This window comes from Bradyrhizobium yuanmingense, assembly GCF_025200905.1.
GTDB classification, from domain to species: Bacteria; Pseudomonadota; Alphaproteobacteria; order Rhizobiales; family Xanthobacteraceae; genus Bradyrhizobium; species Bradyrhizobium yuanmingense.
Genome location: NZ_CP104173.1, coordinates 4,627,327 through 4,640,273, shown reverse-complemented (window position 1 = coordinate 4,640,273; position 12,947 = coordinate 4,627,327). Strand labels below are relative to the sequence as shown.

Sequence of the window (12,947 nt, the reverse complement as noted above, 5' to 3'; positions counted from 1 at the left end):
ATTAGCGCCGTCCTTCGCTAGGCCATGGGTTCGGGCTCGCTGAGATTCCGACTGGCGCGGGCCGGGCTTGCCGGTTTCGTGTTCCGCCGAATGAAGGAGAAACGCAGGACGTAGCTCATGGAGAGCGTCGGGCTGAACACCCGAAGGCATCGGTTCGATTCCGGTCTCTTGCACAAAGGATAGCTCAGTTTGGTAGAGCAGATGATTGTGACTCATCCTGTCGCGGGTTCGAATCCCGCTCCAGCGCTCCGTTTCAGCCTGAAACGCTGATACCTCTGACGAGGACCGGACGCGCGCTTCAGTCGCGGTCCGGCCGTTTTGCCGCAAGGCTTTCCGTCCGAACCTAGACACTGTGAGACCGGCTTTGCGCCGCGGGTAGATACCGCTTGCGCTGATGCCGGGTGGCTCCGCACGGCCGCGCGACACGTCTCGCGCGATCGCGCGCGTGCGCCCGTCGTCATGCAAGCTCAAGCCCCGGCCCGCCGATTTCGCGGGAAGCGTCGTCCGCGTCCTCACGTCCTTTGCAGGTGTAACCCGCTATCCGGCCGCGCTCGGCCGGAGGCAACTGAAGGAGGCGTGCCATGACTTTGAACAAGACCTGGCATTTGCTGATGCTGAACGTGACGGTGAAGGATGGCGAGCGTGCGTTGCTGGCGCGCAACGGGCAGCTCGTGCGCGTGCTCGCGCCCGGCAAGCATCGCCTGTTCGATCCCCTGCACGAGCTGAAGGCCGAGGTGCTCGACGTGGTCCGCAGCGAATTTCCTGCGGAGCGCTACGCAGTGCTGAAGGCCGCGCGGCCTGATCTTGCCGCCGAGCTGTTCGAGGCGGTCGAGACCAAGGCGGACGAGATCGCCATCGTCAGCCACGACGGCCGGCCCGTGCATCTGATGACGCCTTGGCAGGTGCGCGTCTACTGGAATGTCGCAACGCGCATCGATGTCGAGCGCATCGATGTGTCCAGCGACGTCAGGGTCGACGCGCGGCACCTCACCATGATCGAGCGCAGCCGCTCGACCGTCATGAGCGAGACTGTGGTCGAGAACCACGAAGCGGGCCTGCTCTATGTCGAGGGCCGGCTCGTGGAGCGGCTCGCGCCCGGCCGGCACGCCTTCTGGACCGTCGGCCGCAAGATCGAGGTGAAGCGCCTCGACCTGCGGCCCCAGGCGGTCGAGATCACCGCGCAGGAGATGCTGACCAAGGATCGCATCGCGCTGCGGGTGACGCTGACGGCGTTCCGCCGCATCGTCGATCCCGAGCGCACGGTGGCGACCGTGCCCGACGTGGATGCGTGGCTGTACCGCCTGGTGCAGTTCGCGATCCGCGAGGCAGTGGCGGGCCGGACGCTGGACGAGGTGCTGTCTGCGAAGGCGGCGCTGGATGCGGAGCTGCGCGACTATGTGCGTGCACGCGTCGCAGAGTCCGGCGTGGAGGTGACCGAGCTCGGCGTCAAGGACGTGATCCTGCCCGGCGAGATCCGGGAGCTGGTGAACAAGGTGGTGGAGGCGGAGCGAGTCGCGAAGGCGAACCTGATCCGCCGGCAGGAGGAGACCGCGGCGACGCGTTCGCTCCTGAACACTGCCCGCCTGATGGAGGAGAACCCCCTGCTGCTTCGGCTCAAGGAGCTGGAGTCGCTGGAGCGGCTGGTCGAGAAGGTCGGCCGCATCGACCTCCATGCCGGTGAAGGCCAGGGCCTCGATGCCCTCCTGACCCGGCTCGTGCGTCTGAAGGCGCACGAGAGCGCATGAACCGAAGGGCCGCCCACGGGCGGCCCTTCACATCGGCGTTGCCGCCGTCTGCGATGAACGCGATCGGCGCGAGGCGCGACCAAATTTGAGCTCGTCGGGGATTGAGCGCGCTCGCAGGTTGCGTCATCTTGGGGCCGCAACGTCTTGATCAGGGAAGGCCCATGACCGTTCTTCAGGAATCGATCCGCCCCGCGGCACGATCCAGCGACTGGAAGGCGATCGTCGTCCTGATCCTCATGATCCCGGTGCTGTGGTCGCCGGTGATCCTGCTTCGCTTCGTCCTGTATCAGCCGTTCAACATTCCGTCCGGTTCGATGACACCGGCGCTGATGGTCGGCGACTACGTCTTCGCCGCGAAATATCCCTACGGGTATGGCCGCTATTCCCTCCCATTCGCGTCGTCCTGGATCTCGGGCCGCGTCCTCGCCGCCGATCCCGAATACGGGGATATCGTGGTATTCCGGACGGCGAAGGACAGTTCTGCCGACTACGTCAAACGCGTCGTCGGCCTGCCCGGAGACCGCATCCAGATGCGGCAGGGCCGGCTCATCCTCAACGGCCGCCCGGTGACCCGCGTCGCCCTGGAGGCGACATTTGCCGGCGACGCCTGCGGTGTCGACGACCGCGCCGCCGTCAAGCGCTGGCGCGAGACGCTGCCGAGCGGCGCGTCCTATGTGACCTACGACTGCCTCGACAACGGCTATCTCGACAACACAGACGTCTTCACCGTGCCGCCGGGCCACATCTTCGTGCTCGGCGACAACCGCGACAATTCCACCGACAGCCGCATGTCGACATTCGGCTTCGTGCCGATGGACAATCTCATCGGCAAGGTGACGCGGATCTTCTGGTCGCTGGATGAAGACGGCGAGCCGCGTTTCGAGCGGCTCGGGAAGGTGGAGTAAGGCTTGCTCCGTCATTCCGGGGCGGCGCGCAGCGCCGAGCCCGGAATCCATAACCACAGCCAGATGGAATGGCCCGCTATGCCTGTCGCCCGTAAGAAGGGGTGCAAGAAGTGGCAGTGGGACTGGAAGACTCAGTAGTCGAGGATCGGAATTTGGACTGCGCTGATCTCCATTCCGGGACAACCAACTGAATTTCGTGGTTATGGATTCCGGGCTCGCGCCCAAGAGGGGCGCGCCCCGGAATGACGTGCTCCCCAAAAAAACAAAAACCCCGGCATCGCTGCCGGGGTTTCGCATTCGTATCGTGCCTGAGAGGCTGGATCAGAAGTCCATGCCGCCCATGCCGCCGCCCGGGGGCATCGCCGGGCCGGCGCCGCCCTTCTTCGGCAGCTCGGCGACCATGGCTTCCGTGGTGATCAGGAGCGCGGCCACCGAGGCAGCGTTCTGGATCGCGGTACGGACCACCTTGGTCGGGTCGATGATGCCCTTCTTGACGAGGTCGGCATATTCGCCGGTCTGGGAGTCGAAGCCGTAATTGTAGGCCTTGTTCTCCAGGATCTTGCCGACGATCACCGAGCCGTCTTCACCGGCGTTGATCGCGATCTGGCGAGCGGGGGCCGACAGCGCCTTGCGCACGATCTCGACGCCGGTCTTCTGGTCGTCGTTCTTGGTGCGCAGACCCTTGAGCTGCTCGGAGGCACGGAGCAGGGCAACGCCGCCGCCCGGAACGATGCCTTCTTCCACGGCCGCGCGGGTCGCATGCATCGCGTCATCAACGCGATCCTTGCGCTCCTTCACCTCGACCTCGGTCGCGCCGCCGACGCGGATCACCGCGACGCCGCCCGCGAGCTTGGCAAGACGCTCCTGGAGCTTCTCACGGTCGTAGTCCGAGGTGGTCTCCTCGATCTGCGCCTTGATCTGCGCCACGCGCGCCTCGATGTCGGCCTTCTTGCCGGCGCCGTTGACGATCGTGGTGTTCTCCTTGTCGATCATCACCTTCTTGGCGCGACCGAGCATGTTGAGCGTGACGTTCTCGAGCTTGATGCCGAGGTCTTCCGAGATAGCCTGGCCGCCGGTCAGGATCGCGATGTCCTGCAGCATGGCCTTGCGGCGATCGCCGAAGCCCGGAGCCTTGACGGCCGCGACCTTGAGGCCGCCGCGCAGGCGGTTCACGACGAGGGTCGCAAGCGCTTCGCCTTCGACGTCCTCGGCGACGATGACCAGCGGCTTGCCGGTCTGCACCACGGCCTCGAGCAGCGGCAGCAGCTCGTTCAGCGAGGAGAGCTTCTTCTCGTTGATGAGGATGTAGGCGTCGTCCATCTCAACGCGCATCTTGTCGGCGTTGGTGACGAAGTAGGGCGAGATGTAGCCGCGGTCGAACTGCATGCCCTCGACCACGTCGAGCTCGGTCTCGAGCGACTTGGCTTCCTCGACGGTGATGACGCCCTCGTTGCCGACCTTCTTCATGGCGTCGGCGAGGAACTTGCCGATTTCGGCATCGCCGTTGGCCGAGATGGTGCCGACCTGGGCGATCTCGTCGTTCGAGGTGACCTTCTTCGAGTTCTTCTCGAGGTCGGCCACGACGGCTTCGACCGCGAGGTCGATGCCGCGCTTGAGGTCCATCGGGTTCATGCCGGCGGCGACCGACTTGGCGCCTTCCTTCACGATCGCCTGGGCGAGCACGGTGGCGGTGGTGGTGCCGTCGCCGGCCGCGTCAGCGGACTTGGAGGCGACTTCGCGCACCATCTGCGCGCCCATGTTCTCGAACTTGTCGTCGAGCTCGATCTCCTTGGCGACGGTGACGCCGTCCTTGGTGATGCGGGGAGCGCCGAACGACTTGTCGAGCACAACGTTGCGGCCCTTCGGACCGAGCGTGACCTTCACCGCATTGGCGAGAACGTCGACGCCGCGCAGCATCTTGTCGCGCGCTTCAACCGAGAATTTGACTTCTTTGGCTGCCATCTGGAGTTTTCCTTAGGTGAGTTTGACTGGAGGGGAGGAGAGGGGCTCTTAAGCCGCCTTCTTCTTGGACTCGCTGACTTCGAGAACGCCCATCACGTCGCTCTCCTTCATGATCAGCAGGTCCTGGCCGTCGATCTTGACCTCGGTGCCGGACCACTTGCCGAACAGCACGCGGTCGCCGACCTTCAGGTCGATCGGAATCAGCTTGCCAGCTTCGTCGCGGCCACCGGGACCAACGGCGACGACTTCGCCCTGGGAGGGCTTTTCCTTGGCAGTGTCGGGAATGATGATGCCGCCAGCGGTCTTCTCTTCTGCGTCGATGCGCTTGACCACGACGCGGTCGTGAAGCGGACGGAATTTCATGCAGTCCTCCTAAGCAATTGCACGTGTTGAGGATTTGGGGATTGTTAGCAGTCGTTGCCCGTGAGTGCTAGCACAGGCGAGCCTGAAATAGGACAGGAATTTTGCGGGAGCAAGGGTTTGTAGCAGAAAAATTAGCAGCCGAAAGCGCGGACTGCCAGAAACCCCTCGCCATCGTTAACCGGGCAGCCGTGACCGTATTAGCACGGAGTCGTCTCTGCTGCTAAAGCATTGAATTTCAACAGCTTGTTAAACTTTTGGGCTTGAGATGAGTTGTCAGTTTGCGTCACATTTCTCGTCTGTGAGCGCATCGTTTCCGGGTGGCTCCCCGGGGCACGGACCAAGCCACTCGCCGAATGCGCTCCTGCAAAGGAGGTTTGGCATGGGACTGCGCGTTGGGGGCGTTTCCGAGGAATTCCGGAAACAGATGCTGGGCTACGGGCTGACGACGGCACAAATTCTCTATCGGATGCCGGATCATCCCTCGCTGCTCCAGACCTATGTCTGGCAGAACTACGACATGTTTCCGAAATTCCCCGCGCTCACCGATTTCCTGGCGTTCTGGCAGGAGAAGCTCGACGGTCCCCTCCATTCGGTGACGGTGGCGCATTCCAAGCTGATCAAGCCGGCCGAGCTCCGCGCCGTTGACGGCGTGTTCCGCCTGCATTGAGGCCGCGTAGGGTGGATTAGCCTGCGGCGGCGCGACGCGCTGCCGCTGGCGTAATCCACTTCGTTTCTCTCCGCGTGCCGAAACAGAAACGGTGGATTACGCCTTCGGCTAATCCACCCTACGAGATCACGCAATCAGACGCCGCCGCTGCAATAACGCGTCCACATCGCGCGATAGGCCGCGTCCACCGCGCGTGCATATGAGACGGGGTTGCCCGCGGCCGCGGCGTTGATCGTTGCGGGCAACTCGCGGCGCAACTTGTCGAGCTCGCCGATCTCGGCCGCGCGGCTGGCCGCGATCTCGACATAGGCCTCCTCGCTGTCGGCGACCCAGTCCGGCAGGCCAAGTGCGGTGAGGATGGCGCCGGCAGCGCGGCCGGGCAGGCTGTTGCCGAGCTTCGCCACCACGGGCACGCCCATCTGCAGGGCTTCCCATGTGCTGACGCCGCCGTTCTGCGGAAACGGATCGAGGGCAATATCGATGCGATTGAACGATGCCAGATGCTCGTCCCGCAACGTGGCCCCGAGCAGATCGACGCGTTCGGCCGGCAATCGGCAAGCCGCAAATCGCGCCAGCAGCTCGTCGCGGACCAGCTGGTCGTCGAGAGCCACGTCCTTGATCAACAGTCGCGAGCCCGGCACCCGCTCGAGGATCCTGGACCAGACTGCCGCCGCCTCGTCCGAGATCTTGCTGATGCGGTTGAAGACACCGAACGTGACGAAGCCGTTCGAGAGTGCCGGCGTCTTGCCCTGCGCAATCCCGGCCGGCAGCGGCGCCAGCGTCACGAAGCACGGCAGGTCGACCACCGTCTCTGCAAACAGATGCCGAACGTCGTGCGGAATCCCGACCGGATCCGAGAACAGATAGTCGATCGTCGGCAGCCCGGTGCCGGTGCCGTGGCCCCAGCCGTGCGCCTGGATCGGCGCCGGCTTGCGCGCAAATACGCCGAGGCGATTTCCTCTGGTATGGCCGGACAGATCGATCAGGATATCGATGCGATCGTCGCGAATCTGGGCGGCGAGGCGATCGTCGCTCCATTGCGAGGCGTCACGCCAGCGATCGGCGATGCCTTGAAATTCGCGTGTCGTCGCGTCCTCCTTCGCCGAGCACGAGTAGCACACGATCTCGAACTGGGCGCGGTCATGGTGTTGCAGGACGGGCTTGAAGATGAACGCAGCCGAATGCGCGTTGAAGTCCGACGAGACGTAGCCAAGCACCAGGCGGCGATCCGGATCGCGGCCGTTGTCATGCGGTGCCGCCGCTTCTGAAGCGATTCTCGCGCCGATCCGCTCCCACCATACGCGTCGCGCCTGCTGATGCCGCTCGACGCTGGCGTCCGGCACAAAATCGAGCGTGAAGATCTTGCTCGAGATCGCGCTCTCGAGATCGGGCCTGATATCGAGGGCTCTGTCGAAACTGGCGAGGGCTTCGTCGACCCGGCCTAGTCCGGCAAGACAAAGGCCCAGCACCAGATGAGCCTGATCGGAATCGGGCGCGATCGCGAGCGCCTTCTCGCAATCGGATAGTGCCTGGGCCACCTGCCGGGTCTGAAGCAAGACATTGGCGCGCCAAAGCCATCCGTTCACGTCGTCAGGGGCGAGGGCGATTGCCCGGTTGCAATCCGCCATGGCCTCGTCGAATCGCTGCAGCTCCCGGAGTGCCACGGCGCGGTTCGCCAGCGCCGCCGCATAGTCGGGCTTGATCGCGAGCGCGCGGTTCAGGCTTGCAAGAGCCTTGTCGTAGTTGCGCAGACGGCAGAGCGTGGAGCCGCGGCCGTTGTGGGCTTCGGCGAGGTTTGCGTCGACGGCGAGCGCCCGATCGTAGCTGTCGAGCGCTTCCTGGTAGCGATCCAGGGCCGCGCTCGCGTTCCCGAGATTGGAGAGAGCGAGGGCGTAGTTGGGCCGCAAGGCGAGCGCCTTGCGATAGCTCTCGCGGGCATCATTGTGACGTTTCAGCCCGTTCAGCGCGACGCCCAGGCTCATATGGGCTTCGGCCGATCGCGGATCGACGACAACCGCCCGGCTCAGCAGGCTCTCGGCCTGCTGATAATTCCCGGCATCGGACTCCAACGCGCCGAGCATATGCAGCGCGATGAATTGATTGGGCGCGATCTGCAGGAGCTGGCGATAGGCAGCCTTGGCCTCGAGCAGGCGGCCCTTCTTGTGCAATTCGAGCGCTTGCCCGAGCAAGGGCAGCACGTCGGCCTTTTGCCGCTTCTGAAGCCGGGCATTTTGAAATGCACGCTGACCGACATTGCTGCCCATGAATCAATTCCCCGGATGTCCCGGGCGAGACTAGTTCAGCGCGAGAACGAAGACGAGACGACCCCCGCCCGCCACGCCAGCTTGGGGCAAGCTACGAAGCGATGCGGTGATCGCGTGATTGGCCTCAGCCTCTTACCCTCCAGGGGAGGGTCCTGGAGGGGGAGGGTGACAGCGCGGATGCGGCACTACTCAACACGACCAGGTCTGCGATTGCTGCCTCGCCCACGACTGGATAAGCTGACCTTCAAGCCATACCGCGCGACGGCGGCTCAGAAACAGGGAGGCAGACAATGGCCAAGCAAAAGGCATCGAGGCCCGCATTGAAGACCGCGGTGAAGAAGCGGAGTGGCGCCAAGGCGGCGGCGCGATCCTCGGCACGCAAGGCCGTGAAGGCGAAGGCGCGCACTGCCGCTGCGAAAAAGCCCGCACGTCCGAAGCAGCGCATCGCCGTCAGCCATCACCGCGAGGAAGACTTCAAGGCCGACGGCCTGCGCGCCTACGCGAAGTATCGCGATCTCGGCATCGGCGAGGCGACCCATGGCCTCGCGCAGGCGCATGTGATCCGCCTGCAAGGTCCCTGCAACCGGGCCGAGGTGTCCAAGCTCCACTATCACGACGTCGAATTCCAGATGGTCTACGTGCTCAAGGGCTGGGTGAAGACCTATATGGACGGGCAGGGCGAGACCTTGATGCAGCAAGGCAGCGCCTGGACCCAGCCGCCGAAGATCAGACACATGATCCTGGACTATTCGGACGACGTGGAGCTGCTGGAGGTGATCCTCCCCGCTGAGTTCAAGACGGTGGAGCTGAAGGCGTAAGCGCAACTCTCGATCGCTAAAATGCGGTCGATCCGAGAAACCGGGCGGTCAGCAATCGGGATGATTTCGGCCGCCCCGCAAGCCTGGTGCTAACCAGTCGAAAATACCTCTCGCGTCAACTCAAGGCTGTGTCAACGCGGGAAATGCTTTCATGGCGACCAACACTTTTGGCCGACGCGGCACCGTAGCGCCAGCTCCAAGAGCATCGTTTCAAGCCGCCGCCGCGCCGATCGCCATAGAGAAGCCCTCTTCCAGCGAGGAGACGCTTTTTGCCGACAACAAGCTTCTGGCCGACATCCCCTTCCTCACCATCGGCCTGATCTTCGGTCTGCTCCTGATCTTCGTTCTGCAGCGTAGTCTCGCCATCGACATCGCGCGGGACGGCGATCTCGATGTCCGCTCGCTGATCGCTCAGGGGGCGTCCGGCTACGATCTCGTCGTCGGGAGGGGAGAGTGGTGGCGAATCGGCCTTGCGCCGCTTCTGCATGGCAGCGGGTGGCACCTCGTGAGCAACTGCGTGGCGCTGTTCATCGTCGGCGTCAGGCTGGAGTCGCTGATCGGCCGCGGCTGGTTTGCTTTGATCTTCGTTGCCAGTGCATTGGCCGGAGAGGCCGGCTCGCTGCTGGGCAACGGCCCCGGCACGGTCGGCGTCGGTGCGTCCGGCGCCATCACCGGGCTGATCGCCGCGCTGTTCGTGGCGAGCTTCGATCCCGAAGCGGACGCCGATCAGACCATATCGAGGCTGAAGACGTCGCTGTTCTTCGGTGTTCCCGCACTGCTGCCAATGGCCTTTGGCGCTTCCGGCAACGTCAACTATTACGCCCACGCAGGCGGTGCGGTGGCCGGCGCCGCGCTCGCCGTCACGCCGTGGCTCGCCTTCTGGTCCTATGACAGCCTGCCGCGGAGCGCGAGCATGACCTTGCTGGCAGGATCCATCGGATCTCTCATCTGCGCCGGCTTCGCCGCCGCGCATTATTCGGCCTACATGGCCGATGCCGCGCACTATATCCGCGCCTCGGAAGTGCCGATGAAGGGCGACGAGATGGCCAGCCGGTCGCTCGATCTCGTTAGCCGCTACCCGAAAGACGCGCGGGCTCACGTCTACCGTGCTGTCTTCTTCCTGGAACAAGCGGATATCAATGCCGCCGAGAGGGAAGCGCAAACCGCCATGTCGCTCGCAGCTTCGGACGTAGCGGGTGGGCCGGTGCGCTCCGGGGCGCAGGGCTTGATAGCGGTGTTGCTGTGGGTGCAGGGGCGAACCAGCGAGGCAAAGGCCATGGCGGCCGAGCCGTGCCGTTCCAAGGTGCCTGAGGTGCGTCGCATCCTGCAGAAGTCGAAATTGTGCGGTTGAGGCAAAGATTCTCGCCGCCGTCATTGCGAGGAGCTCTTGCGACGAAGCAATCCAGACTGTCTCCGCGGACGCATGTCTGGATTGCTTCGCTTCGCTCGCAATGACGCGTGGAAAGAGAGCCTACGCCAACACCCCCACCACCGCTCCCATCAGGCACGTCGTGAGCGTCCCCGACACGATCGACTTCAGCCCCAGCGCATTGATCTCCTCGCGCCGCTCCGGTGCCATCACCCCTAAGCCGCCGATCATGATGCCGAGGCTGGCGAAATTGGCGAAGCCGCACATTGCATAGAGCATGATCAGGCGCGAGCGCGGATCGAGCGTATCGGGCGGCAGCTTCGAGAAGTCGACATAGGCGATCAATTCGTTCAGCACCGTCTTGGTGCCCATCAGGCTGCCGGCGGTGATCGCCTGATCCCACGGCAACCCCATCAGCCAGCACACCGGCGCCATGACGAGGCCGAGCAGCCGCTGCAGCGAGATCGCGGCGCCGCCGACGTGCGGGAGCAGGCCGAGGATTGCGTTGACGAGATAGACCAGCGCCACCAGCACCAGCAGCATCGCGACGATGTTGATCAGCAGCTCGATGCCCGCGCTGGTGCCTTTCACGATCGCGTCCATCGTGCTGGCGACCTCCATTTGCGGATCCTCCAGCGCGCCGCCGGTGCGCTTGTCGGAGGTTTCAGGGACCATGATCAGGCTGACCAGGATCGCCGCCGGTGCGCCGAGCACCGAGGCGATGACGAAATGCGCGGCGGCGTCGGGAATGAGAGGCGCCAGCAGCGTCGCATAGAGCACCAGCACGGTGCCGGCGATGCCCGCCATGCCGCCGGTCATGACCAGGAACAACTCGCTGCGCGTCATCTGTGCCAGATACGGCCGCACGAACAGCGGTGCCTCGACCATGCCGAGGAAGATGTTGGCGGCGGTCGAAAGCCCGACGGCGCCGCCGACGCCGAGGGTGCGCTCCAAGAGCCAGGCCATGCCGCGGACGATCGGCGGCAGCACGCGCCAATAGAACAACAGCGTCGTGAGCACGCTCATGACCAGCACGATCGGCAGTGCCTGGAACGCCAGGATGAAGTCCGCGCCTGGCGCCTTCAGGTCGAAGGGCAGGGGTCCGCCGCCGATATAGCCGAACACGAAGGCGGAGCCGGCCCGCGAGGCCGCCGAGATCGCGCCGACCGCCTCGTTGATGGCGCCGAAGGCATGGGCGACGACCGGCAGCTTCAGCAGCACGAGGGCGGTGACGAAGGTCGCGGCAAGGCCGATCGCCGCCTGGCGCAGCGACACCGCGCGACGATTTTCCGCCAGCGCGAAGGCGATCAGCAGCAATGCGAAAATGCCGAGTGCAGATTGCAGGCGCAGCATGATGTCTCAAGCCCCTCGATGATTATGGCCGCCCATGCGTTGCAAAGGCAATGCCGGGAGCAGCCGGGAACGACCAGTGTTGACAAGCGGGGCCACCTCGGCCACCCCGGGGGCCTTCGATATCGAGGGAAAGAGCGGTCCGAGCGTGACCGAAGAGGCGATGCCAGAGCAGCCAATATCCGGACATCGACCGGTCACCGCCGGTGAGCTCCTCCGCCATCCCGCTTTCCTGTTCTTCCTGCTCTCGCGCAGCCTGTCGCGCTTCTCCAGCCAGATCGCGGCCGTCGCGATCGGCTGGCAGATCTACGATCTCACCGGCTCGGCGTTCGACCTCGGGATGGTTGGTCTCGTCCAGTTCCTGCCCACCGCGCTTCTGGTGTTCGTCGCCGGCCACGCCGCCGATCGCTACGAGCGCAAGCGCGTCGTCCAGCTCTGCCAGCTGGTGGAGGCCGCGACCGCGCTCTATCTCGGGGCCATCACCTATCTCGGCGCGGTCAGCGAAGTGCAGATCTTCATCGCGACTTTCCTGCTCGGAATCGCCGGCGCGTTCGAGAGCCCGACCACGGCGGCGCTGCTGCCGCTGATCGCGCCGCAGGGCTCGCTCCAGCGCGCCACTGCCGTCTCCAGCGGGGCGGCGCAGCTCGCGACCATCACGGGCCCCGCGCTCGGCGGCATCGCCTATGCGGTCGCCCCGCACCTTGCCTATGCCGTGATGGTCCTGTTCTGGGTCTTGGGGATGATCTTGACCGGCTTCATCCGGCCGCGCCCGCAGGCGATCGCGAGGGAGGGGATGGACTCGGACAACATCTTCGCCGGCGTCCGCTTCATTCGCAGCAACCCGGCGATCCTCGGGACCATCTCGCTCGATTTGTTCGCCGTGCTGTTCGGCGGCGTCACGGCGCTGCTGCCGATCTATGCCCGCGACATCCTCCAGACCGGCCCGGTCGGGTTAGGCGTGCTGCGCGCCGCGCCTGCGGTCGGTGCCTTGCTGATGACCATGGTGCTGGCGCGCCACGCGATCTCCCGGCATGTGGGCCTCCGCATGTTCCAGGCCGTGATCGTGTTCGGCCTCGCCACCATCGTGTTCGCGCTGTCGTCCTGGATGTGGCTGTCGGTGCTGTCGCTTGCAATCCTCGGTGCGGCCGACACGATCAGCGTCGTGATCCGCTTCTCGCTGGTGCAGCTGTCGACGCCCGATGAGATGCGCGGCCGCGTCGGCGCGGTGAACTTCCTGTTCATCAACGCCTCGAACCAGCTCGGCCAGTTCGAGAGCGGAGTGGCAGCCGCGCTGCTCGGCGCCATGCCCGCCGCTGTGCTCGGCGGCGTCGCCACCGTCGCAGTGGCGCTGCTCTGGATGAAGCTGTTTCCAGCCCTGCGCAAGGTGGAGAGCCTGGAGTAGGCGCTCCGCTCTCTCAACGTCATTGCGAGGAGCTCGCGACAAAATTGCGTAGCAATTTTGCGCTGATGCGACGAAGCAATCCAGAATCTCACCGCGGCGGCA

10 protein-coding genes and 2 tRNA genes are annotated in these 12,947 nt (G+C 64.7%); 8 read left to right on the top strand and 4 right to left on the bottom strand.

The window, feature by feature from the left end:
* Positions 1-103 precede the first annotated feature (103 nt).
* From N2605_RS21900 to lepB, 4 genes are all read left to right on the top strand, one after another.
* Positions 104-173, top strand: a tRNA-Phe gene (locus tag N2605_RS21900).
* Positions 174-177: 4 nt separating this feature from the next.
* Positions 178-243, top strand: a tRNA-His gene (locus N2605_RS21895).
* A 338-nt stretch (positions 244-581) separates the two neighbouring features.
* Positions 582-1,745, top strand: a complete 1,164-nt coding sequence (locus N2605_RS21890) for a slipin family protein (protein ID WP_260343107.1) — start codon at positions 582-584, stop codon at positions 1,743-1,745.
* Between the two features lie 161 nt (positions 1,746-1,906).
* A complete protein-coding gene (gene lepB, locus N2605_RS21885; protein WP_260343105.1) occupies positions 1,907-2,650 on the top strand; it encodes a signal peptidase I in 744 nt (247 codons plus the stop codon).
* 321 nt (positions 2,651-2,971) lie between these two features.
* Here the strand turns inward: lepB and groL are convergent, their stop codons facing one another.
* A complete protein-coding gene (gene groL / locus N2605_RS21880; protein WP_057029537.1) occupies positions 2,972-4,612 on the bottom strand; it encodes a chaperonin GroEL in 1,641 nt (546 codons plus the stop codon).
* Between the two features lie 48 nt (positions 4,613-4,660).
* Positions 4,661-4,975, bottom strand: coding sequence for a co-chaperone GroES (locus N2605_RS21875; RefSeq protein ID WP_025037205.1), 315 nt, complete (start codon positions 4,973-4,975; stop codon positions 4,661-4,663).
* 379 nt (positions 4,976-5,354) lie between these two features.
* Between N2605_RS21875 and N2605_RS21870 the strand changes: the two genes are divergently transcribed.
* Complete coding sequence (locus N2605_RS21870) at positions 5,355-5,642, top strand: usg protein (RefSeq protein WP_036015394.1); 288 nt, start codon at positions 5,355-5,357, stop codon at positions 5,640-5,642.
* A gap of 134 nt (positions 5,643-5,776) precedes the next feature.
* Here N2605_RS21870 and N2605_RS21865 read toward each other — a convergent pair whose 3' ends face one another.
* Positions 5,777-7,906 (bottom strand): O-linked N-acetylglucosamine transferase, SPINDLY family protein, encoded by a 2,130-nt coding sequence (locus N2605_RS21865; protein WP_260343095.1) that lies wholly within the window; start codon positions 7,904-7,906, stop codon positions 5,777-5,779.
* Between the two features lie 290 nt (positions 7,907-8,196).
* Here N2605_RS21865 and N2605_RS21860 point away from each other — a divergent pair, with 290 nt between their 5' ends.
* Together N2605_RS21860 and N2605_RS21855 are read left to right on the top strand one after the other, a co-directional pair.
* The gene (locus N2605_RS21860) at positions 8,197-8,724 is read left to right on the top strand and encodes a cupin domain-containing protein (RefSeq protein ID WP_260343093.1); all 528 of its coding nucleotides are present in this window, start codon (positions 8,197-8,199) and stop codon (positions 8,722-8,724) included.
* Positions 8,725-8,875: 151 nt separating this feature from the next.
* A complete protein-coding gene (locus N2605_RS21855) occupies positions 8,876-10,075 on the top strand; it encodes a rhomboid family intramembrane serine protease (RefSeq protein ID WP_260343091.1) in 1,200 nt (399 codons plus the stop codon).
* Between the two features lie 120 nt (positions 10,076-10,195).
* Here the strand turns inward: N2605_RS21855 and N2605_RS21850 are convergent, their stop codons facing one another.
* Complete coding sequence (locus N2605_RS21850; RefSeq protein ID WP_225132683.1) at positions 10,196-11,446, bottom strand: NupC/NupG family nucleoside CNT transporter; 1,251 nt, start codon at positions 11,444-11,446, stop codon at positions 10,196-10,198.
* Positions 11,447-11,606: 160 nt separating this feature from the next.
* Here N2605_RS21850 and N2605_RS21845 point away from each other — a divergent pair, with 160 nt between their 5' ends.
* Entirely contained in the window at positions 11,607-12,845 is a 1,239-nt protein-coding gene (locus tag N2605_RS21845) for an MFS transporter (RefSeq protein ID WP_260347468.1), read from the top strand.
* Positions 12,846-12,947: the final 102 nt, after the last annotated feature.